The following is a 22823-nucleotide window of genomic DNA, read 5'->3' on the forward strand; positions in this document are numbered from 1 at the left end:
CGGTTCCGGTCGCGCCAAGGTCCGCCCTCCTCTCGGGGAGGGCCGGCTCCGCGAGAGCCACACCTGCGGCCGGGTTTCCCTTCGGGAGCCCGGCCGTTTTTGCTTTTCCGCCAGCCAGTAGCCGTAAACGGGAGGAACACCGTCATGCGTTGGGGCACCTATTTCGCCGTGTGTGGCGCCGTCATCAGCATCGGCCTGGCGCTGGGCGTGACCATGCCACTGGTGTCGCTGCGCCTGGAGAGCTGGCACTACGGCTCGTTCGCCATCGGCGTCATGGCCGCCACCCCGGCGGTGGGCGTGCTCCTCGGCGCCTCCCTGGCCGGACGCCTGGCGGCGCGCTTCGGCACCGTCCCGCTGATGCAGCTGTGCCTGTTGCTGGGGGCAGCCTCGGTGGCGCTGCTGGCGCTGGTGCAGAGCTACCCGGTCTGGTTGCTGCTGCGGTTGTTCATCGGCGTGGCGCTGACCGTGGTGTTCATCCTCGGCGAGAGCTGGATCAACCAGCTGGCGGTGGAGCAGTGGCGTGGCCGCCTGGTGGCGCTGTACGGCACCGGCTATGCGCTGAGCCAGCTGTCCGGCCCCTTGCTGCTGACCCTGCTGGGCAGCGACACGGACCGCGGCTTCTGGACCGGCACCGGCCTGTTGATCGGCGGTTCGCTGCTCTTGCTCGGGCGGGGCGGCGCGCCCCAGGTCGACGAGCACGGCGCCTCCGGGCGTGGCCTCTGGGTCTTCTGCCAGCGCATGCCGACCATCGCCTGGGCGGTGGTGCTGTTCGCGGCCTTCGAAGCGATGATGCTCACCCTGTTGCCGGTCTACGGCCTGCGCCAGGGCTTCACCCAGGAGGTGGCCCTGCTGATGGCCAGCGTGGTGGTGGTGGGGGATGCGGCCTTGCAATTACCCATCGGCTGGATGGCGGACCGAGTACCCCGGCGTGCGCTGTTCCGGGCCTGCGGCCTGGCCCTGCTGCTGTCCAGCCTGAGCGTGCCGCTGGTGCTGCACACGGTGCTGATCTGGCCGGTGTGGGTGGTGTTCGGCGCCAGCGCCGGCGGGCTGTTCACCCTGGCGCTGATCCTGATCGGCGAGCGTTTCCGGGACGATGAGCTGGTGCGGGCCAATGCCCATGTCGCCCAGCTCTGGGGCATCGGCTGCCTGATCGGGCCGCTGGTGACCGGCGCCGCCAGCCAGTGGATCAGCGGCCATGCGTTGCCGCTGATGATGGCCGTGGGGGCAGCGGGGTTCGTCTGGCTGGCCTGGACCCGGGAGCCGATGGGCGAAGACGCCCCGGCCGGCTCCCCAGGCGCCTGAGGGTCAGCGCGCCAGGCTGTTGCCCAGCGTCTCGCGCAGGCGGTACCAGAGCATCCCCAGCGCCAGCAGCGGCGAGCGCAGCAGCTTGCCGCCGGGGAAGGTGATGTGGGGCACCTTGGCGAACACCTCGAAGCCGCTGCCCTGCTCGCCGCAGATGGCTTCCGCCAGCAGCTTGCCCGCCAGGTGGGTGGCGTTCACCCCGTGGCCCGAGTAGGCCTGGGCGAAGTAGACGTTCGGGTGTTCGGGCAGTCGGCCGATCTGCGGCAGGCGGTTGGCACCGATGCCGATCATGCCGCCCCACTGGTAGTCGATGCGCACGTCGGCCAGCTGGGGGAAGGTCGCCAGCATCTTCGGCTGCATGTAGGCAGCGATGTCTGCCGGATCACGCCCGGAATAGTGGCAGGCGCCGCCGAACAGCAGGCGGCGGTCGGCGGAAAGGCGGTAGTAGTCCAGGGCCACGCGCTGGTCGCAGACCGCCATGTTCTGCGGCAGCAGCTGCCGCGCCAGGTCTTCGGGCAGCGGCTCGGTGGCGATGATGTAGCTGCCGGCCGGGAGCACCTTGCCGCCCAGGGTCGGGTCGAGGTCGTTGATGTAGGCGTTGCAGCCCAGCACCAGGGTGGCGGCCTTCACCTGGCCGCTGGCGGTGTGCACCGTCACCTCGGGGCCGTGGTCGATGCGCGTGGCTGCGGAGTGTTCGAATATCCGCACGCCCAGGGAGGTGGCCGCCGCCGCCTCGCCCAGGGCGAGGTTGAGCGGGTGCAGGTGGCCCGAGCCCATGTCGATGAGCCCGCCGGCATAGCGGTCGGACCCCACCACGCTGCGCATGTCACCGGGTTGCACCAGCTTCATCTCGTGGCGATAGCCGAGCCCGCGCAGCTCCTCCATGTCCTCGGCGAAGCCGGCGAAGTCACGGGCCGTGTTGGCCAGGTCGCAGTAACCCCAGGTGAGGTCGCAGTCGATGGCGAACTCGTCCACCCGCTGGCGCACCAGTTCCACGGCCTCCAGGCCCATCAGCTTGAGGGCACGCACGCCTTCGGCGCCGATCACCGGCGCGAAGTGGTCGACGTCATGGCCGACGCCCCGGATCAGTTGGCCGCCGTTGCGCCCGCTGGCGCCCCAGCCCACCTGGCGGGCCTCCAGCAGGACCACCGAAATGCCGCGGCGGGCCAGTTCGATGGCGGTGTTGAGGCCGGAGAATCCCCCGCCGACGATGCACACGTCGGCCCGGACCTCGCCCTGCAGGGACGGGTAGGCCAGTTGGCGGTTGGCGGTGGCGGCGTAGTAGGAGGGGGCGTGGCGGTCGCTGTGGACCGGTTGGCGAACGCGGGCGTTCATGGGCGCAATCCTGATTCTTGTGTTTGAAAAAAGCGACGCAGGATAGGCAGGCCCCTCTCCATGCGCCAAGGGGACTTCGGGAAAAATCCCTGTGCCCCCGGGGCAAGGATCGGCTCAGTCGGGAATGGGCAGGCTGAGGGTTTCCTTCACCTCTTCCATCACGATGTAGGACTTGGATTCGCGGACGTGGGGCAGCTTGAGGAGGATGTCTCCCAGCAGCTTGCGGTAGGAGGCCATCTCGTTGATGCGGGCCTTCACCAGGTAGTCGAAGTCGCCGGACACCAGGTGGCATTCGAGCACGTGGGGCAGCTTGAGCACGGCGCGGCGGAACTCCTCGAAGGTGTCGCCGGACTTGTAGTCCAGGCTGATCTCGACGAACACCAGCAGGCTGGCCTTGAGGTGCTGCGGGTTCAGGCGGGCGTTGTAGCCCATGATGATCCCCTCGCGCTCCAGGCGGCGGACGCGTTCGGTGCAGGGCGTGGTCGACAGCCCCACCCGCTCGCCCAGTTCGGTGAAGGAGATGCGACCGTCCTCCTGGAGGATGCGTAAAATATTCCGGTCTATCTTGTCCAGCTCACGACGCGATTGATGCTGGGTTCTCATGGTGGATGCCCCTCCGCAAAAGCCGATATTGCCAAGAATTATCGCCAAATATAGCTGGCTATATAGTGAATATCACTGGTCACGCCTTCTTATACTGCCGACATCTACGCTCAAAATAACAAACGCGCCGGCAAGGCCGTCGCGGTGGAGGCAGACATGCGAGTAATGGTGCTGGGCAGCGGCGTGATTGGTACCGCGAGTGCCTACTATCTGGCCCGGGAAGGCTTCGAGGTGGTGGTGGTGGACCGTCAGCCGGCCGTTGCCATGGAAACCTCCTTCGCCAACGCAGGCCAGGTCTCGCCTGGCTACGCATCCCCCTGGGCCGCCCCCGGCGTGCCGCTCAAGGCCATCAAGTGGCTGATGCAGCGCCACGCGCCCCTGGCCATCAAGGCCACCGGCAGCCTGGACCAGTACCTGTGGATGGCGCAGATGCTGCGCAACTGTACCGCGTCCCGCTATGCGGTGAACAAGGAGCGCATGGTGCGCCTGTCCGAGTACAGCCGCGACTGCCTCGACGAGCTGCGCGCCGAAACCGGCATCGCGTATGAAGGCCGCCAGCTCGGCACCACCCAGCTGTTCCGCACCCAGGCCCAGGTCGACGCCGCCGCCAAGGACATCGCCGTCCTCGAGCGTTCCGGCGTGCCCTACGAGATCCTCGACCGCGACGGCATCGCCCGCGTCGAGCCGGCCCTGGCCAGCGTCAAGCACAAGCTCGCCGGCGCCCTGCGCCTGCCCAACGACCAGACCGGCGACTGCCAGATGTTCACCACCCGCCTGGCCGAGATGGCCGTGCAGCTGGGGGTCGAGTTCCGCTTCGGCCAGGACATCCAGCGCCTGGACTTCGCCGGCGACCGCATCAACGGCGTGTGGATCGACGGCAAGCTGGAAACCGCCGACCGCTACGTGCTCGCCCTCGGCAGCTACAGCCCGCAACTGCTCAAGCCGCTGGGCATCAAGGCCCCGGTGTACCCGCTCAAGGGCTACTCGCTGACCGTGCCGATCACCAACGGTGCCATGGCCCCGACCTCGACCATCCTGGACGAGACCTACAAGGTCGCCATCACCCGCTTCGACGACCGCATCCGCGTCGGCGGCATGGCGGAGATCGCCGGCTTCGACCTGTCGCTGAACCCGCGCCGTCGCGAGACCCTGGAGATGATCACCACCGACCTCTACCCGGAAGGTGGCGACGTGGCCAAGGCCGAGTTCTGGACCGGCCTGCGTCCGGCGACCCCGGACGGCACCCCCATCGTCGGGGCCACGCCTTACCGCAACCTGTTCCTCAATACCGGACACGGTACCCTTGGCTGGACCATGGCCTGCGGTTCCGGCCGCCTGCTGGCGGACCTGATGGCGCGCAAGCGTCCGCAGATCAGCGCCGAAGGCCTGGACATCTTCCGCTACGGCAATTCCAAGGAGACCTCGAGCAATGCCAATCCAGCGACTGCACACTGAAACCCGCTACAGCGAAATCGTCATCCACAACGGCACGGTCTACCTGGCCGGCCAGCTTGACGAGAAGCTCAGTGCCGGGATCGGCCAGCAGACCCGCGAGACCCTCGCCAGCATCGACAAGCTGCTGGCCGAGGCCGGTACCGACAAGAGCCACCTGCTCTCGGTGACCATCTACCTCAAGGACATGGCGGCCGACTACGCCGCCATGAACGCGATCTGGGACGCCTGGCTGCCGAAGGGCGCCGCCCCGGCCCGCGCCTGTGTCGAGGCCCGGATGTATTCCCCCGAGGTGCTGGTGGAGATGACCGTCGTCGCCGCCCTGCCCTGACCCCTTCCTCAGCCCGGCGCCCGAGCCGGGTTTTTTCCATAACCAGAAGAAGTGCCCGCCATGCGTCCCGCCCGTGCCCTCATCGACCTCGAAGCGCTACGCCACAACTACCGCCTCGCCCGTGAAGCCTCCGGTGCTCGCGCACTGGCGGTGGTCAAGGCCGATGCCTACGGACATGGCGCCGTTCGCTGTGCTCGTGCTTTGGAGGCCGAGGCCGACGGGTTCGCCGTGGCGTGCATCGAAGAAGCGCTGGCCCTGCGTGAAGCGGGCATCCGCGCGCCGATCCTGCTGCTCGAAGGCTTCTTCGAGGCCGACGAGCTGCCGCTGATCGAACAGCATGATTTCTGGTGCGTCCTGCATGCTCCCTGGCAGCTGGAGGCTTTGGAGCGAGCGACCCTCGCCCGGCCGCTGACCTTCTGGCTGAAGATGGATTCCGGGATGCACCGGGTGGGCTTCCACCCCGCCGAGTTCCGCGACGCCCACCAGCGCCTGCTGGCCAGTGGCAAGGCGGCCAAGGTGGTGCTGATGAGCCACTTCGCCCGTGCCGACGAGCTGGACAGCGACAGCTGCGCCCAGCAGGTCGCCGTGTTCCAGCAGGCCCGCGCCGGTATCGAGGCGGAAGTCAGCCTGCGCAACTCGCCGGCCCTGCTGGGCTGGCCCCAGGTTCCCAGTGACTGGGTGCGCCCCGGCATCATGCTCTACGGCGCCACCCCCTTCGAGCAGGCGCATCCACTGGCCGACCGCCTCAAACCGGTGATGACCCTGGAGTCCAAGGTCATCAGCGTGCGTGAACTCCCGGCCGGGCAACCGGTGGGCTATGGCGCGCGCTTCGTCACCGAACGGCCGACCCGGGTCGGCGTGGTGGCCATGGGGTATGCCGATGGCTATCCGCGCCACGCGCCCACCGGCACGCCGGTGGCCATCGACGGCCAGCCCTCGCGGCTGATCGGCCGGGTCTCCATGGACATGCTCACCGTCGACCTCACCGACCTGCCCCAGGCCGGCCTCGGCAGCCGCGTCGAACTGTGGGGCAACCAGGTATCCGCCGCCGAGGTGGCGATGCACGCCGGGACCATCCCCTACCAGATCTTCTGCAACCTGCGCCGGGTCCCCCTGAGCGAGCGCTAAGCCTCGCCCGGCGGGGCCTGCGGACCATCGGTTGCTTGCCAACTTCCTGATTTTCCTGGGATTTCCCAGGGGGTTCGTTTTTTTGCGCAGTATTGACGGCCGAAGTGTTGTAAATACTGAACGCTAGCCGCATGATTGCGCGCACCAAGCCCCCCTAACAAGAATCCAGAGGAGGATCCCAGCATTGGACGTCGGTGTTCGACTGCAAGCTATCCGCAAGCTCAAAGGCCTTTCCCAGCGTGAACTCGCCAAACGTGCAGGCGTTACCAACAGCACGATTTCCATGATCGAGAAGAACAGCGTCAGCCCCTCCATCAGTTCGCTGAAGAAGGTGCTCGGGGGCATCCCCATGTCGCTGGTGGAGTTCTTTTCCCTCGACCTGGAACAGGACAACCAGACCCAGGTGGTCTATCGGGCCTCCGAACTCACCGACATCTGCAGTGGCGCCATCACCATGAAGCTGGTGGGCAAGGCCCATCCCAGCCGCGCCATCGCCTTCCTCGACGAGACCTACCCGCCGGGCACCGACACCGGTGACGAGATGTACGCCCACGAGGGCGAAGAGGCCGGCATGCTGGTCGAAGGGCGTCTCGAACTGACCGTCGGCAACGACGTGTACATCCTCGAACCGGGCGACAGCTACTACTTCGAAAGCAGCCGTCCGCACCGCTTCCGCAATCCGTTCGACCTGCCGGCTCGCCTGATCAGCGCGACCACTCCGGCAAACTTCTGAAAGACCGCTGCCGCCGATATCCCTGCGACGCGTTGGGTTGTTTCGGCCAGACGGCCATGACGTTATACTTGCGCCCGCTCGCGAAACCGTGGCCGCGGGCGTATCTAGCCACGATGAGGGTGAAAGGGTGAACCTGATAAATAAGATGCTGGCAGCGCATGTTGCCGTATTGGCCCTGTGGGCAGTTAGCGCCCAGGCCGCGACCGACGACGCCATCGCCGAGCGCATCAAGCCGGTGGGCGAGGTCTGCGTGCAGGGTCAGGAATGCAAGGGTGTCGGCGCCGTGGCAGCGGCTGCAGGCGGCGGCGCACGTACGCCGGACGACATCATCGCCAAGCACTGTGGCGCCTGCCACACCGCTGGCGTGCTGGGTGCACCGAAGATCGGTGACACCGCAGCCTGGAAAGAGCGCGCAGACCATCAGGGCGGCCTCGACGGCATCCTGGCCAAGGCCATCACCGGCATCAACGCCATGCCGCCGAAGGGCACCTGCGCCGACTGCACAGACGACGAGCTGAAAGCCACCATCAAGAAGATGTCCGGCCTGTAAGCGTCGCGAAGCATCGAAAAAGCCGCCCGAGGGCGGCTTTTTTGTGCCTGCGCGGTGCGACTCGTTGTCGCAGCGCCGCCGGGCCCGAGGTGTTCGGGCCCGGCAACGGGTCAGTCGATGAAGCTGACCTGGCCGTCCGCGAGGGAGGCCACACGAGCCAGCGACTCGATGCGGTAACCCTCTTCCTCCAGCAGGCGGCGCCCGTCCTGGAAGGACTTCTCGATGACGATGCCGAGGCCGGCGATGCTCGCGCCCGCCTGGCCGATCAGGTCGATCAGCGCCTTGGCTGCGTGGCCGTTGGCGAGGAAGTCATCGATCACCAGCACATGGTCGGCGGCCGTCAGGTGCTTGGCGGAGATGGCGATGGTGCTCTCGGTCTGCTTGGTGAAGGAGAACACCTTGGAGATCAGCAGGTCGTTCTTCAGCGTCAGCGACTGGAACTTGCGCGCGAAGATCACCGGCACGCCCAGCTCGAGGCCGGCCATCACGGCCGGGGCGATGCCCGAAGCCTCGATGGTGACGATCTTGGTGATGCCCTGGCCGCGGAAGCGCTCGGCGAACTCATGGCCGATGAACTGCATGAGCCTGGGGTCGATCTGGTGGTTGAGGAAGGCGTCGACCTTGAGCACCTGGTCGGAAAGCACGATGCCTTCGGAAAGGATCTTTTCTTTGAGAATGTCCACGGGAGGGGCTTCCTGCGAAGCGGCTGTCGCTGATGAAGCGGCGCATTCTACCTTGGCCAGGGGCCATCGCGCGATGCCCTTCTGGCCGTTCGGTCAGACTTCTCCGCAGGCCCGGTCAGGGCTTCTTAAGCATCGCCCGGATGTCCGCCAGCGCCGTGTTGCCACGCACCGCCTTCACCTCGGTCGGCGTGTCGTCCATGCCTTCCCACTCCAGGTCTTCCGGCGGCAGCTCGTCGAGGAAGCGGCTGGGTGAGCAGTCGATGATCTCGCCGTACTGCTTGCGCTTGGCGGCGAAGGTCATCGCCAGGTTCTGCCGGGCGCGGGTGATGCCCACGTAGGCCAGGCGGCGCTCTTCCTCGATGGTGTCGGCCTCGATGCTGGAGCGGTGCGGGAGGATGTCCTCCTCCACGCCCATGATGAACACGTAGGGGAATTCCAGGCCCTTGGAGGCATGCAGGGTCATCATCTGCACCCCTTCGGCGCCCTCTTCCTCCTCCTGCTGGCGTTCGAGCATGTCGCGTAGCACCAGCTTGGCGATGGCCTCCTCGATGGTCATGCCGCCTTCCTCGTCGCGCTCGAGGGTGTTCTTCAGCGCATCCACGAGGAACCACACGTTGCCCATGCGGAAGTCGGCGACCTTGTCGCTGGAGGCGTTCTGGCGGATCCAGTTCTCGTAGTCGATGTCCATCACCATGCTGCGCAGGGCGGCGATCGGGTCGCTCTCGGCGCATTGTTGGCGGACCTTGTCCATGAAGCGCTTGAAGCGCTGCAGGCGCTCGGTGTAGCGGCTGTCCAGGTGCTCGGCCAGGCCGATCTCGTCGGCGGCGGCGTACATCGAGATCTTCCGCTCGGTGGCGTAGTTGCCGAGCTTCTCCAAGGTGGTGGAGCCGATCTCCCGGCGCGGCACGTTGATCACCCGCAGGAAGGCGTTGTCGTCGTCCGGGTTCACCAGCAGGCGGAAGTAGGACATCAGGTCCTTCACTTCCTGGCGCCCGAAGAAGCTGGTACCGCCCGAGAGCCGGTAGGGAATCTGGTGGTGCTGCAGCTTCAGCTCCATCAGCTTGGCCTGGTGGTTGCCCCGGTAGAGGATGGCGAAGTCGCTGTAGGGCCGCTGGGTGCGCAGGTGCAGGGTGAGGATCTCCATGGCGATGCGCTCGGCCTCGGCGTCTTCGTTGCGGCAGCGGATCACCCGGATCGGGTCGCCCACGCCCATCTCGCTCCACAGCTGCTTCTCGAACACGTGAGGGTTGTTGGCGATCAGCACGTTGGCGCACTTGAGGATGCGGCTGGTGGAGCGGTAGTTCTGCTCCAGCATCACCACCTTGAGGGAGGGGAAGTCCTCCTTCAGCTGCATCAGGTTCTCCGGCCGCGCGCCGCGCCAGGCGTAGATCGACTGGTCGTCGTCGCCCACCACGGTGAACTGCGCGCGGTGCTGCACCAGCAGCTTCACCAGCAGGTACTGGCTGGCGTTGGTGTCCTGGTACTCGTCCACCAGCATGTAGCGCACCCGGTACTGCCACTTTTCGAGGATGTCCGGGTTGTCCTGGAAGAGCTTCACCGGCAGCAGGATCAGGTCGTCAAAGTCCACCGCGTTGTAGGCCTTCAGCGTGCGCTGGTAGTGCAGGTAGACGATGGCCGCGGTCTGTTCCTTGGGGTTGCGCGCGTTGGCCAGGGCCTCCTCGGGCAGCACCAGGTCGTTCTTCCAGTTGCCGATGCAGTTCTTGATCTCGTCGACGCCGTCGTCGCCCGAGTACTCCTTCTGCATGATGTCCGACAGCAGCGCCTTGATGTCCGTCTCGTCGAAGATCGAGAACCCCGGCTTGTAGCCCAGCCGCGCGTGTTCCTTGCGGATGATGTTCAGGCCCAGGTTGTGGAAGGTGGACACCGTCAGCCCACGGCCTTCGGCACCGCGCAGCAGGCTGCTGACGCGCTCCTTCATCTCGCGGGCGGCCTTGTTGGTGAAGGTCACGGCGACGATGTGCTGGGCGCGGATGCCGCACTGCTGGACGAGGTAGGCGATCTTGCGGGTGATCACGCTGGTCTTGCCGGAACCGGCACCGGCGAGCACCAGGAGCGGGCCGCCGACGTAGTTCACGGCTTCCTGCTGCCGGGGGTTGAGTCGGGACATGCGGGCTGTACGGGGGAAGGGAATGGCCGCGCATTCTACCAAACCCCGCCGGGCATGCCGAAGTCCGTTCCACAGTGTGATCCAGCCCCCCTTTGGGGCAGGTTGCGACTTGGCTATTTCCACACTTCCAGTACGATTGTTCCGGCACCTGGGTCTGAGAGGCGATCTCATTCGAGCCCGGTGAGCCAACAACGTGCCGGTAGTGCACGAATAAAACGACGTCGACTACGACGCGAACAGGCGCCTGGCGCCACTGCTTCTTGTGACCTGGGGAGGTCCGATTGTCTGCGCTCGCGAAGCCCCTGCACCTGTTGCTGCTGGCGGACACGCCTGGCTGGGCGGAAGGGGTTCGCCCGCTGTTCGAGGCCCTCGGGCCCGATTACCTCCTGATCACCGCCCCCACCTGGGAAGCCGCCTCGAGCCTGTTCGACGACGGCACCGAAGGCGTCCTCTTCTGCACCGCCGAGCTGTTGCCCATGCCCGGCCGCTGCCACCTGCCCACCGTGCTGCTGCTGGAGCAGGACCCGGGCGAGCTGCCCGCCGGCGTCCAAGACTGGCTGCCGCGCGAGCGCCTCGACCTGGACCTGCTGCGCCGCTGCCTGCGCTACCTCGGCGAACGCCAGCGGATGCAGGGAACCCTGCAGGGCCTGGCCGAGCAGGACCCGCTCACCGGCATCGCCAACCGCCAGGGCTTCCAGACCCTCCTGGCCGCGCGGCTGGTGGAATACGGCGGCAACGGCCTGACCCTCGGCCACCTCGACCTGGACAACTTCCGCCACGCCAACGATGCCCTCGGCTACCAGGCCGGCGACCGGCTGATCCTGCAGGTGGTGGCGCGGCTCAAGGCCGAGCTGTCCCCCGGTGACCAGGTCGCCCGCCTGGGCAGCGACGAATTCGCCCTGCTGCTGGACACCCGCCGCGACCCGCAACGCGCCGAGCGCCTGGCCTCGCGCCTGATGGAGGCCCTCGGCGAGCCCTTCTGGGTCGATGGCGAGAGCCTGCTGATCGGCTGCAGCCTGGGCCTGGCCCATGCCCGCCCGGACGAAGGCGCCGACCCGCTGATGTGGCACGCCCACATCGCCATGCAGCAGGCCAAGGGCGCCCAGGGCTGCACCTTCCACCTCTTCGACGCGCACCTCAACCGGGGCGCCCGCAGCCTTGCCGACCTGGAAGGCGAGCTGCGCCGGGCCCTGCGCCGGGACGAACTGGAGCTGCACTACCAGCCGCGCCTGTGCCTGAAGACCGGCCGCATCGTCGGCCTCGAAGCCCTGGTGCGCTGGCGCCACGCCGAGCGCGGCCTGCTGGCGCCCAGCGAGTTCGTGCCCCTGGCCGAGCAGAGCGGGCTGATCGTGCCGCTGGGCTACTGGGTCATCGCCCGGGCCCTGCGCGACATGCAGTGGCTGCGCGGGCGCGGCCTGCCGGCCTTGCACATGGCGGTGAACCTGTCGTTCCGCCAGTTCCAGGACAGCCAGCTGCTGCCCACCCTCACCCGCCTCATCGACGAGCGCGGCGTGGACGCCCGCTGGCTGGAGTTCGAACTGACCGAGACTGCCGTCATGCGCCGCAGCGAGCAGGTGCTCACCACCATGCAGGCACTGGGCAAGGTGGGCGTGCGCTTCTCCCTGGACGACTTCGGCACCGGCTTCTCCTCCTTCGTCCACCTCAACAGCCTGCCCATCACCCTGCTGAAGATCGACAAGAGCTTCGTCGGCGGGATGCAGGCGCGCCCGGAGAACCAGCAACTGGTGCGGGCCATGATCAACCTGGCGCACAACCTCAAGCTCGAAGTGGTGGCCGAAGGCGTGGAGAACACCGACCAGCTCGCCCTGCTGCGGCAGTTCGGTTGCGACCAGGTGCAGGGCTACTGGATCAGCAAGCCCCTGCCGCTGGTGGAGCTGGCGCGCTTCCTGGTGTTCGGCGTGCGCCAGCCGGCCCTCGGCCAGCCCGAGGGCTGAGCCTCAGGCCGCCACCGAAGCCCGGGCGGCAACCGCCGGCTCGACGCGCAACAGGCGGCGGGTCTTGAACTCGAAGCCTAGGGTCAGCCCCAGCGCCGCGCAGGCCAGGCCCGAGGCCAGCCCCCACCACACGCCCTGCGGGCCCCAGCCGAAGTGGAAGGCCAGCAGCCAGGCCGCCGGGGCGCCCACCAGCCAGTAGCAGCCGAGGCCGACCAGGAAGGTGGTCTTGGCATCCTTCAGCCCCCGGATGGCGCCCATGGCGATGGTCTGGATGCCGTCGAACAGCTCGAACCAGGCGGCGATCGCCAGCAGGCCCACGGCCATCTGCACCACCGCTTCGAACTCGGCGTTGCCACGCTCCAGGAACAGCCCTACCACCCACTCCGGCGCCAGCCAGAACAGCGCGGCGAAGCTCAGCATGCAACCGGCGCCCAGGCCGATGCCCAGCCGCCCGGCGCGGCGTGCGTCCTCCAGGCGGCCGGCGCCGAAGTGCTGGCCGATGCGGAAGGTCACCGCATAGGAGATACCCACCGGCACCATGAAGGCCACGTACACCGACATGATCGCCACCTGGTGCGCGGCCAGCGCCTGGCTGCCCAGGGCTCCCATGCACAGCGCGGCGAAGGCGAACAGGCCGGACTCCACCGCATAGGTGCCGCCGATGGGCAGGCCCAGGCGCAGCAGCTCGCGCAGGTCGTCCAGGCGCGGCTGCAGCAGGCCGTGGCGCAGCGAGTAGGCGGCATAAGCCGGGTGACGCGTCACGTGCCAGGCCAGCAGCAGCGCCATGGCGGTCATCACCAGCGCGGTGATCAGGCCGATGCCCGCCAGGCCCAGCCGGGGCAGGCCGAACCAGCCGTGGATCAGCACATAGTTGAGGGCGAAGTTGGCCAGCGCCCCGCCGATGCTGATGGCCATCACCGGGCCGGGCCGGCCGATGGCGCTGGTGAAGCCGCGCAGGGCCATGAAGGTCATGTAGCCGGGCAGCGCGAACACCAGGGTGGAGAGGAACTGCATGGCGCCTTCGATGTTGTGCGCCTCCTGGCCGAACACCCGCAGCAGCGGCGCCAGGTTCCACAGCAGCAGCCCGGCCGCCAGGGCCAGGCCCCAGCCCAGCCACATACCGGCCTGGGTCAGCCGCGCAGCGCCGGCCACGTCCCCGGCGCCGTGGCGGATCGCCACCAGGTTGCCCACGGCGGCGATCACCCCCACGCAGAAGATCGAGACGAAGGAATAGCTCGCCGCCCCCAGGCCGCCGGCAGCCAGTTCGGCAGGGCCCAGCAGGCCCATCATCACCGTGTCGGTGAACACCATCAGCACGTTGGCCAGTTGCGCAGCGATCAGCGGGCCGGCAAGGCGGAGGATGGCCAGGAGTTCCGGCCGGAGGGATGCAGGCATGAGTAATGATCACCACGGAGGGGAGAGACGCCAGGCGGGCGGCCCTGATGCGGCGAATTCTCCCAGGCCTTGAAGCCCCGCCACAAAAGGAAAAAAATGATCCCTTCCATGACTCTGACTCATGCAAGAGTGCCGCCATGTCCCGCCGCCTGCCCCCGCTCTATGCCCTGCGTGCCTTCGAGGCAGCGGCGCGCAACGCCTCCTTCACCCGCGCGGCCGAGGAACTGGCCATCACCCAAAGCGCGGTGAGCCGGCACATCCGCACCCTGGAAGAGCACTTCGCCTGCCGCCTGTTCGAGCGCCGGGGTCGCCACCTGCAACTGACCGAGGCCGCGCGGGTCATCCTCCCCGGCCTGCGCGAGGGCTTCGACGCCCTGGAGCGCGCCTGTTCCATCCTGCGGGTGGACGACGGCAACCTCTGCCTCAAGGCCCCCTCCACCCTCACCATGCGCTGGTTGCTGGCGCGGCTGTCGCGCTTCCGCCACCTCAGCCCGGAGAACGAGGTGCAGCTCACCAGCGCCTGGATGGACGTGGACAAGGTGGACTTCCAGCACGAGCCGTTCGACTGCGCGGTGCTGCTCTCCGACGGGCACTTCACCCAGGACTGGGAAGTGACGCGGCTGTTCCCGGAGTGGCTGATCCCGGTCTGCGAGCCCGCCCAGGCCCGGCAGCCCTGGACGGTGCAGCAGCTGCGCCAGGCCGAGCTGCTGCACCCCACGCCGGACCGCCGCGACTGGCGGCGCTGGCTGCAGCGCATGGGGCTGGAGGAGCAGGTCTCGCTGAAGGGCGGCCAGGTGTTCGACACCCTGGAGCTGGGCATCGTCGCCGCCACCCGGGGCTATGGGGTGTCCATCGGCGACCTGGTGATGATCGCCGAGGACGCCACCAGCGGCCGCATCGGCCTGCCCTGGCCGGCTGCGGTGGCCAGCGGCGAGAGCTATTACCTGGTCTGGCCACGCGGTCGCCGGGATCAGGAGCGCCTGCAGCGGCTGCGGGATTTCCTCCTCGCCGAGGTGGCCGCCATGGACCTGCCGGCCGTGGAATTGCTGGACTGAGCGGCCGTTCGTCGGCCTGACGGCAACATCGGAAAGAACAGCTCGCAGCGAAGCACAGCCGTCCTATACCTCAGTAGGGCACTCAAGTATTCTCGCCGCCCCGCGAAGGGGGCAGAGACCTCCTCGCGTGTCGCCTTGCCCTATTTCCGGAGATTCCCCCCATGAACCAGCCCAGGTCACGCATTGCCTGGCAGCTCGCCGCCGCCCTCGCCCTGATCCTCGTGTTGTTGATCAGCGGCAGCACCCTCTTCGCCCTGCGCTCGCTGGACAAGGCCAACCTGGCCACCCGCGAGGAGCACCTGGCCAGCGAGGCCCGCCTGCTGGCCGACCAGCTCACCACCTTCCATGGCAGCCTGCGCGAGAGCACCCAGCGCCTGGCCAGCCTGTTCGAGCAGCGCTTCGCCCAGGGCCTCACCCTGCACAGCGGCGAGCGCGTACCGGTGGCGGCCCTGACCCCGCCGGCGCTGTACCTCAACGGCCAGGTGCTGAACAACGACTTCACCCTGGTGGACGAATTCCGCCAGCTCACCGCTGGCGTCGCCACGGTGTTCGTCCGCGATGGCGCCGACTTCGTGCGCATCACCACCTCGCTGAACAAGCAGGACGGCACCCGCGCCATCGGCACCGTGCTCGACCACGCCCACCCGGCCTACCAGCGCCTGCTGGCCGGGCAGAACTACGTGGGCCGGGCCCTGCTGTTCGACCGCTACTACATGACCCAGTACACCCCGGTGCGCGACGACACCGGTGCGGTGATCGCCGTGCTCTTCGTCGGCTTCGACTACACCGACGCGCAGAACGCCCAGTTCAGGAACCTGGAGCGCTTCCGCATCGGCCGCACCGGCTCCCTGGCATTGCTGGACGAAACCGGCAAATGGCTGGTGGCCCCCGCCGGCGTGCGCCGCCCGGAAGCCATCGGCGATGCCCTCAAGAGCCTGCAGGCCAACCCCGGCAAGGGGCTGTTCTGGAGCGATGGCACCGAGGATTTCTTCAGCATCGCCGTGCCCTTCGCCGACGGGCCCTGGCAGGTGGTGGCGAGCATGCCCGAGGAGGAGATCGGCGAGGTCACCTGGCGGGTCGGCAGCCAGCTGGCCCTCGGCAGCCTGCTGGCGATGGTGCTGGCGGTGGCTGCGGTGATCGGCCTGCTGCGCCTGCGCCTCAAGCCCCTGGGCGACCTGGTGGACCAGGCCCGCGCCCTGGGCGCCGGCAACCTCGGGGTGCGCCTGGACGTGTCCAGCCGTGACGAGATCGGCGAGCTGGCCGGCAGTTTCAACCAGATGGGCGAGGCGCTGTCGACCATGGTGGCGCACATCCGCAGTTCCGCTCAGCAGGTGAGCAGCCGCTCCCAGGTGCTCTCGGGCCTGGCCAGCGGCGCCCACGAGGGCATGGAGCAGCAGTCCGGCGAGATCAGCAGCATGGCCGGCGCAGTAGAGGAGTTCAGCGCCACCTCGCTGAACATCGCTGACAACATGCGTGCCACCGAGCGCCTGGCCAGCGACAACGCCCAGCAGACGCGCATTGGCCAGGTGGCGATGGACGAGGCGTCCACGGCCCTGGAACAGATCGCCAACGCGCTCAACGGCACCGCCGAGGTGATCAACACCCTGGGCCAGCGCTCCCAGGAGATCGGCGGCATCGTCGGCGTCATCACCGCCATCGCCGACCAGACCAACCTGCTGGCCCTCAACGCCGCCATCGAGGCCGCCCGGGCCGGCGAGCAGGGCCGTGGCTTCGCCGTGGTGGCCGACGAGGTGCGCAGCCTGGCCGGCCGCACCCGCGAGGCGACCACCGAGATCTCCAGCATGATCGGCAGCATCCAGCAGGAGACCGCCAGCGCCATCAGCACCATGGAGCACGGCAAGGCGCTGATGCAGGAAGGCCTGGCGCGCAACGCCAAGGTGGCCGATGCGTTGGCACGGATCGCCCAGCAGAGCGCCGCCGCCGGCGAGCAGGTCACTGCCATCACCACCGCCACCCAGGAGCAGAGCAGCACCGCGACCCTGCTCAGCAGCAACCTGCAGAGCATCGCCCTGGCCAACAGCGAGCAGCGTGAGGTGGTGGGGAACCTGGCGCAGACGGCCCGGGAGCTGGACCGCCTGGCCGAGGAGCTGCGCCAGGAAGTGGGCCGCTTCCGCTGACCCACCGGGGCCCGGCCAGGCCGGGCCCTGCCGCGGGTGCTCAGCGCACCACGTGGAGGAAGTGCAGGTGCTTCTCGTACTGATCGAGCAGGTCGCCGATCACTTCCTCCCGGCTCCAGCCCATCACGTCATAGTCCTGGCCGCCCTCACGCAGGTACACCTCGGCGCGGAAGTACTTGCGGGCGTCGCCGTTCTCCTCACCCCCTTCGCGGGACACGAAGCGCGGCAGCAGCAGCGAGCGCGGACGCACCTCGTAGCTGAAGTCCACCTCCTCGCCATGGCCGACGTTGAGCTTGCAGCGGCCGTCCTCGCCGTTCAGCACTTCCACCGCGTAGCCCTGCTTGCGCAGCTCATCGGCCACCTCCAGGCAGGCCGGGCGCACCACTTCGTCGATGAAGCGGGTGACGTGGCTGCGCCGGGGGAACATGAGGATGTTGCGCAGCCGCCGCTGCCAGCCACCCAGTTGCTGCTGCGCCGGGCGCGAGAGGGCCAGCGCCTGGTAGCGGATGCCGCGCTTGGTGGCGTCCAGCCGCAGGGCCTTGAGCAGGCCCCAGGTGGCGGCCAGCAGCACCACCGAGAAAGGCAGCGCGCTGGCGATGGTGGCGGTCTGCAGGGCCTTGAGGCCGTCGGCCAGCAGCAGGGCCATGGCCACCACACCCATCAGGGTCGACCAGAACAGGCGCTGCCACAGCGGCGTCACCGGCTGCCCGCCGGAGGCCAGCATGTCCACCACCAGGGCGCCGGAGTCCGCCGAGGTGACGAAGAACACCACCACCATCAGGATCGCCACCAGCGAAAGCACGGAGGAGAACGGGAACTGTTCGAGGAAGGCGAACAGCGCCAGGGAGCTGTCCTGGGCCACCGTTTCCACCAGGCTGTGCACACCCTGCTGCAACACCATGTGGATGGCGGTGTCGCCGAAAACGGTCATCCACAGCAGGGTGAAACCGGCCGGTACGAACAGCACGCCGCAGACGAACTGGCGGATGGTGCGGCCCCGCGAGATGCGCGCGATGAACAGGCCGACGAAGGGCGACCAGGACAGCCACCAGCCCCAGTAGAGCAGGGTCCAGCCGCCGATCCAGTCGGTGGGCTCGTAGGCGTAGAGATTGAAGGTCTTGCTGACGATCTCCGACAGGTAGCCACCGGTGTTCTGCACGAAGGCCTTGAGCAGGAACACGGTGGGGCCGAGCACCAGCACCAGGCCCAGCAGGATCACCGCGAGGATCAGGTTGAATTCGGAGAGGAGCTTGATGCCCCGGTCCAGCCCGCTGGCCACCGAGAGGGTGGCCAAGGCACAGGTGGCGGCGATCAGGCCCAGTTGCACAGGGACCGTGACGGGCAGGCCGAACAGGTGGTTCAGGCCGCTGTTGATCTGCAGCACGCCGTAGCCCAGGGAGGTGGCGACGCCGAACACGGTGCCGAGGATGGCGAAGATGTCCACCGCGTGGCCGATGGGGCCGTAGATGCGATCGCCGATCAGCGGGTAGAGCGCCGAGCGCAGGGTCAGTGGCAGGTCGTGGCGGAAGCAGAAGAAGGCCAGGATCAGCGCGACGATGGCGTAGATCGACCAGGCGTGCAGGCCCCAGTGGAAGAAGGTCAGCTTCATCGCCTCCTTCGCGGCGGCCACGGTGCTGGGGTCTCCCACGGGTGGGTTGGCGTAGTGCATCAGCGGTTCGGCGACGCCGAAGAACATCAGCCCGATGCCCATGCCGGCGGAGAACAGCATGGCGAACCAGGTGCTGTTGCGGTAGGTGGGCTGGCTGTGGTCCGGCCCCAGCTTGATGTCGCCGAAGCGGCTGACGGCGAGGAAGACCACGGTGATGAGAATCAGCGCGACGGTGAGGACGTAGAACCAGCTGGCGTTGACGATGATCCAGTTCTGCAACTGGCTGAACAGGTCCTGGGCCTGTTCACGGGCCAGGGTGCTGTAGAGCACCAGGGCGAGGATGAGGGCGGCGGAGCCGAAGAATACGGGGGGATTGAGGGTGGATGGGGAAGAAGACGTACGTGCCTCCATTGAGCTAGCTCTCCTTTCGATCGGATGGCCGCCAAGGGCGGAAGGCGGCGAATACTAGCACAATCGATAGTCGGGCTCTCTTGAAAGTTCCCCATCAATAGCTTTAAGCGGTGTCATGACTGGATCGCTGGCCGGTATTGCAGGGCCTCGGCCAGGTGGTGGCGCTGGATGTCGGGCGCGTCCGCCAGGTCGGCGAGGGTGCGGGCCACCTTGATCAGCCGGTGCGCGGCACGCAGGGACAACCCGAGGCGCTCGCAGGCCTGCTCCAGCCAATGTTGGTCGTCGGGCGTCAGCGGACAGTGCTGGTGCAGCCGGGACAGGTCGAGGAAGGCGTTGGCGCAGCCCTGGCGAGCCAGTTGCCGACGCCGGGCTCGGCCGACTTCCCCGGCGGCGGTGGCACTGTCGAGCCCACCGCTGACGGGCGCGCCCAGGTGTGTGGCTTCGCGGGCGACCGTCAGGTGCAGGTCGATGCGGTCCAGCAGCGGGCCGGAGAGCCGGGCCCGGTAGCGCTGGATCTGCTCCGGCGTGCAGCGGCAGCGGTGGGTGTCGTCGCCCAGGTAGCCACAGGGGCAGGGGTTCATGGCCGCCACCAGCTGGAAGCGCGCCGGGAAGCGCACCCGGTCGTTGGCCCGGGCGATGATGATCTCGCCGCTTTCCAGGGGCTCTCGGAGGACCTCCAGCACCTTGCGGTCGAACTCCGGCAGTTCGTCGAGGAACAGCACGCCCTGGTGCGCCAGGGTGATCTCGCCAGGTTTCGGACGACTGCCCCCACCCACCAGGGCCGGGCCGGACGCGCTGTGGTGCGGCTGCCTGAAGGGACGCTGGGGCCAGCACGCCAGCGGCGATTGGCTGGCCACCGAATGGATGGCGGCCACTTCCAGGGCCTCGTGTTCCTCCAGCGGTGGCAGCAGGCCCGGCAGGCGGCTGGCCAGCAGCGTCTTGCCGGTGCCGGGCGGGCCGGACAGCAGCAGGTTGTGGGCTCCGGCTGCTGCCACCAGCAGTGCGCGCTTGGCCGCCAGTTGGCCCTGGACGTCGGCGAGATCGGGATAGGGCGCGGCCTGCAGCGGCAGGCCCTGGCTCTGGAAGGGTGCCAGCGGCGACTGGCCGTTGAGGTGGGCGGCCAGCTCCAGCAGGTGGCCCACGGCGAACACCCTCAGGCCGCTGGCCAGGCTGGCCTCCTCGGCGTTCTCCCGGGGCACCACCAGCGCCCGTCCGGCAGCGCGAGCCGCCAGCGCAGCGGGCAACACACCCTGCACCGGACGCAGGGCACCGGACAGGGCCAGCTCGCCGAGGCACTCCAGCTGCTCCAGGGCTGCGGCGGGCACCTGGCCGCTGGCCGCGAGGATGCCGAGGGCGACGGCCAGGTCGAAGCGTCCGCCTTCCTTGGGAAGATCGGCCGGTGCAAGGCTGAGGGTGATGCGCCGCAGGGGGAATTCGAAACCGCTGGTGAGCAGGGCGCTGCGGACGCGGTCCTTGCTCTCCTTCACGGCGGTTTCCGGGAGGCCGACCAGGGCCAGGGACGGCAGGCCGTTGGCCAGGTGCGCCTCCACCGTGACGGCGGGGGCTTCCACGCCGACCTGGGCGCGGCTGTGGACGAGGGCCAGGGACATGGATCGCTCCTTGATCGGTCCGCCCGGCCGGAGTGGCTTACTCCGTGGGCGGCGGGTTCAGCTGGGCTTCCAGCTCCGCGACCTTCGCCTCCAGGGCTTCCAGGCGCGCGCGGGTTCGGGCGAGCACCACCATCTGGCTGTCGAATTCCTCGCGGCTGACCAGGTCCAGCTTGCTGAAGGCGCTCTGCATCAGGGCCTTGAACTGGGCCTCGAATTCGGCGCGGGGCAGCGGGGTGTCGCCATTGAACAGGCGGGAGGCGTGGGAGCCGAGGGCATCGAGCAGGGCTTTGGGCGGCAGCATGGTGGGCATCCGTTGACAGGGCGGGCCGGAGTTTACCACGGGGTCCCGGCCGAGTCGGGCGACAGGCCGACGCACGATTTCCGAGCAATGGCTGAAGTGCGCGTGCACCTTTTCCGTGCATCGTTTTGGGGCAGTGCCGCCCGGCGCCACGGCCAAGGGCCACTATCTGCTTGAAAAACGGGGCTTTTGGGCGAGCTGGCAAGCTTTCTGCTTTAGCGCTGGTGAAGGGTGCACCGATGCAGTACCGGTGCGTCAGGCGAGGCGGGGGAGTGTTTCGCCAGGAGCGGTTGGTTGGCGTCGAAGCGGGCCGGGCCAGGGCGGTTCGACGCGTTACAAAGCCAGGCACTGCGCTTAGACTTGAGCCGGGTTCGTTTTCCTGGGGCAAGTCCACCAAATACGGGAGAAGTTTCATGAAGCTAGTCACTGCCATCATCAAGCCGTTCAAACTCGATGACGTGCGCGAGTCGCTGTCCGAGATCGGCGTGCAGGGCATCACCGTTACCGAGGTCAAGGGCTTCGGGCGCCAGAAAGGCCACACCGAGCTGTACCGTGGCGCCGAGTACGTCGTCGACTTCCTGCCCAAGGTGAAGATCGACGTCGCCATCGCCGATGACCAGCTCGACCGTGTCATCGAGGCCATCACCAAGGCGGCCAACACCGGGAAGATCGGTGACGGCAAGATCTTCGTCGTGAATCTGGAACAGGCCATCCGCATCCGTACCGGCGAAACCGGCACCGACGCGATCTAAGCCTCCGAACCCCAACGCCCCAGGAGAAAACCACATGACTCTGCGTAAAGCCGCAGGGCTAGGAGCCCTTTTGTCCCTCGTTACCCCCGGCCTGGCCATGGCCGCCGACGAGGTCGTGCTGAACAGTGGCGACACCGCATGGATGATCGTCGCCACGGCACTGGTGCTGTTCATGACCATTCCCGGCCTGGCGCTGTTCTACGGCGGCATGGTCCGCTCCAAGAACGTCCTCTCGGTGATGATGCAATGCTTCGCCATCACCGGCCTGATCAGCGTGCTCTGGGTCGTCTACGGCTACAGCCTGGCCTTCGACACCACCGGCATGGAGCAGGGCGTCGTCAACTTCAATTCCTTCATCGGCGGCCTGTCCAAGGCCTTCCTCAGCGGCCTGAACACCAGCAGCCTGGTGTACGCCGTGCCGGAAAGCGTGTTCATCACCTTCCAGATGACCTTCGCCATCATCACCCCGGCCCTGATCGTCGGTGCCTTCGCCGAGCGCATGAAGTTCTCCGCGATGCTGATCTTCATGGCCGTGTGGTTCACCCTGGTCTACGCGCCGATTGCCCACATGGTGTGGAGCGGCAACGGCGGCTTGATGTGGGACTGGGGCGTGCTGGACTTCGCCGGTGGCACCGTGGTGCACATCAACGCCGGTATCGCCGGCCTGGTGGCCTGCATCGTGCTGGGCAAGCGCAAGGGCTACCCGACCACCCCGATGGCCCCGCACAACCTGGGCTACACCCTGATCGGCGCCGCCATGCTGTGGGTGGGCTGGTTCGGCTTCAACGCCGGATCCGCCGTGGCTGCCAACGGCACTGCGGGCATGGCCCTGCTGGTCACCCAGATCGCTACCGCGGCTGCTGCCCTGGGCTGGATGTTCGCCGAGTGGCTGACCCACGGTAAGCCGAGTGCCCTGGGCATCGCCTCCGGTGTGGTCGCCGGCCTGGTCGCCGTGACCCCGGCCGCTGGCACCGTCGGCCCCATGGGTGCCCTGGTGATCGGCCTGGCTGCTGGCGTGATCTGCTTCTTCAGCGCCACCAGCCTCAAGCGCAAGCTGGGCTACGACGACTCCCTGGACGCCTTCGGCGTGCACGGCATCGGCGGCATCGTCGGCGCCCTGCTGACCGGCGTGTTCGCAGCACCGGCCCTGGGTGGCTTCGGCACCGTCGAGAACATCGCGGCCCAGCTGTTCATCCAGTTCAAGGGCGTGGCCTTCACGGTCGTCTATACCGCTGTGGTCACCTTCGTGATCCTCAAGGTGCTGGACCTGGTGATCGGCCTGCGGGTCAACGAAGAGGAAGAGACCGTCGGCCTCGACCTGGCGCAGCACAACGAGCGCGGCTACAACCTGTAAG

Annotated in this window: 19 protein-coding genes; 11 read left to right on the forward strand and 8 right to left on the reverse strand. The window is 67.8% G+C overall.

All coding sequences use genetic code 11. From position 1 onward, the window contains the following. The first annotated feature begins 144 nt into the window (after positions 1-144). Positions 145-1302, forward strand: coding sequence for an MFS transporter (locus BM198_RS00280; protein WP_044400724.1), 1158 nt, complete (start codon positions 145-147; stop codon positions 1300-1302). A gap of 3 nt (positions 1303-1305) precedes the next feature. On the opposite strand, the gene BM198_RS00285 is transcribed toward BM198_RS00280, so the two are convergent. Further along, positions 1306-2637, reverse strand: coding sequence for an NAD(P)/FAD-dependent oxidoreductase (locus tag BM198_RS00285; protein WP_074966960.1), 1332 nt, complete (start codon positions 2635-2637; stop codon positions 1306-1308). 114 nt (positions 2638-2751) lie between these two features. After that, entirely contained in the window at positions 2752-3240 is a 489-nt protein-coding gene (gene dadR, locus BM198_RS00290) for a transcriptional regulator DadR (RefSeq protein WP_044400730.1), read from the reverse strand. A gap of 156 nt (positions 3241-3396) precedes the next feature. Between dadR and dadA the strand changes: the two genes are divergently transcribed. The 5 genes from dadA to BM198_RS00315 all read left to right on the forward strand — a co-directional run bounded on the left by dadA (position 3397) and on the right by BM198_RS00315 (position 7434). Then, complete coding sequence (gene dadA, locus BM198_RS00295; protein WP_044400733.1) at positions 3397-4695, forward strand: D-amino acid dehydrogenase; 1299 nt, start codon at positions 3397-3399, stop codon at positions 4693-4695. Next, positions 4670-5023, forward strand: coding sequence for a RidA family protein (locus BM198_RS00300; protein ID WP_044400736.1), 354 nt, complete (start codon positions 4670-4672; stop codon positions 5021-5023). The genes dadA and BM198_RS00300 overlap by 26 nt, the downstream gene beginning before the upstream one ends. Positions 5024-5083: 60 nt before the next feature. Beyond that, entirely contained in the window at positions 5084-6151 is a 1068-nt protein-coding gene (alr, locus tag BM198_RS00305) for an alanine racemase (RefSeq protein ID WP_074966962.1), read from the forward strand. A gap of 184 nt (positions 6152-6335) precedes the next feature. Next, positions 6336-6884, forward strand: coding sequence for a cupin domain-containing protein (locus BM198_RS00310; protein WP_044400741.1), 549 nt, complete (start codon positions 6336-6338; stop codon positions 6882-6884). Between the two features lie 127 nt (positions 6885-7011). Next, complete coding sequence (locus BM198_RS00315) at positions 7012-7434, forward strand: c-type cytochrome (RefSeq protein WP_044400744.1); 423 nt, start codon at positions 7012-7014, stop codon at positions 7432-7434. A gap of 110 nt (positions 7435-7544) precedes the next feature. Here BM198_RS00315 and BM198_RS00320 read toward each other — a convergent pair whose 3' ends face one another. Continuing rightward, on the reverse strand, positions 7545-8117 hold the full coding sequence (locus tag BM198_RS00320) for a xanthine phosphoribosyltransferase (protein ID WP_074966964.1): 573 nt from the start codon (positions 8115-8117) through the stop codon (positions 7545-7547). A gap of 115 nt (positions 8118-8232) precedes the next feature. Next, positions 8233-10245: a DNA helicase Rep gene (rep, locus tag BM198_RS00325; RefSeq protein ID WP_044400749.1), complete on the reverse strand. Its 2013-nt coding sequence runs from the start codon at positions 10243-10245 to the stop codon at positions 8233-8235. A gap of 281 nt (positions 10246-10526) precedes the next feature. On the opposite strand from rep, the gene BM198_RS00330 reads away from it, so the two are divergent. After that, positions 10527-12200, forward strand: coding sequence for a putative bifunctional diguanylate cyclase/phosphodiesterase (locus BM198_RS00330; RefSeq protein ID WP_074966966.1), 1674 nt, complete (start codon positions 10527-10529; stop codon positions 12198-12200). 3 nt (positions 12201-12203) lie between these two features. Here the strand turns inward: BM198_RS00330 and BM198_RS00335 are convergent, their stop codons facing one another. Next, a complete protein-coding gene (locus BM198_RS00335; RefSeq protein WP_074966968.1) occupies positions 12204-13595 on the reverse strand; it encodes a NorM family multidrug efflux MATE transporter in 1392 nt (463 codons plus the stop codon). Between the two features lie 137 nt (positions 13596-13732). On the opposite strand from BM198_RS00335, the gene BM198_RS00340 reads away from it, so the two are divergent. Beyond that, positions 13733-14650, forward strand: coding sequence for a LysR substrate-binding domain-containing protein (locus BM198_RS00340; protein WP_044400758.1), 918 nt, complete (start codon positions 13733-13735; stop codon positions 14648-14650). A 161-nt stretch (positions 14651-14811) separates the two neighbouring features. After that, positions 14812-16788, forward strand: coding sequence for a methyl-accepting chemotaxis protein (locus BM198_RS00345; protein WP_074966970.1), 1977 nt, complete (start codon positions 14812-14814; stop codon positions 16786-16788). Positions 16789-16828: 40 nt separating this feature from the next. Here the strand turns inward: BM198_RS00345 and BM198_RS00350 are convergent, their stop codons facing one another. The 3 genes from BM198_RS00350 to BM198_RS00360 all read right to left on the reverse strand — a co-directional run bounded on the left by BM198_RS00350 (position 16829) and on the right by BM198_RS00360 (position 20719). Continuing rightward, the gene (locus BM198_RS00350; RefSeq protein WP_074966971.1) at positions 16829-18808 is read right to left on the reverse strand and encodes a BCCT family transporter; all 1980 of its coding nucleotides are present in this window, start codon (positions 18806-18808) and stop codon (positions 16829-16831) included. Between the two features lie 113 nt (positions 18809-18921). Next, entirely contained in the window at positions 18922-20418 is a 1497-nt protein-coding gene (locus BM198_RS00355; protein ID WP_074966973.1) for a YifB family Mg chelatase-like AAA ATPase, read from the reverse strand. Between the two features lie 37 nt (positions 20419-20455). Continuing rightward, entirely contained in the window at positions 20456-20719 is a 264-nt protein-coding gene (locus BM198_RS00360) for an accessory factor UbiK family protein (RefSeq protein ID WP_044400771.1), read from the reverse strand. A 410-nt stretch (positions 20720-21129) separates the two neighbouring features. Here BM198_RS00360 and glnK point away from each other — a divergent pair, with 410 nt between their 5' ends. Both glnK and BM198_RS00370 read left to right on the forward strand, forming a co-directional pair. Beyond that, positions 21130-21468 (forward strand): P-II family nitrogen regulator, encoded by a 339-nt coding sequence (glnK, locus tag BM198_RS00365; RefSeq protein WP_003457590.1) that lies wholly within the window; start codon positions 21130-21132, stop codon positions 21466-21468. Between the two features lie 34 nt (positions 21469-21502). Next, positions 21503-22822 carry an ammonium transporter gene (locus BM198_RS00370; RefSeq protein ID WP_044400778.1) on the forward strand — a complete coding sequence of 440 codons (1320 nt, stop codon included), beginning with the start codon at positions 21503-21505 and terminating at the stop codon, positions 22820-22822. The last annotated feature ends 1 nt before the right edge of the window (position 22823 follow it).

The sequence above is a fragment of the Metapseudomonas otitidis genome (genome assembly GCF_900111835.1).
GTDB lineage: Bacteria > Pseudomonadota > Gammaproteobacteria > Pseudomonadales > Pseudomonadaceae > Metapseudomonas > Metapseudomonas otitidis.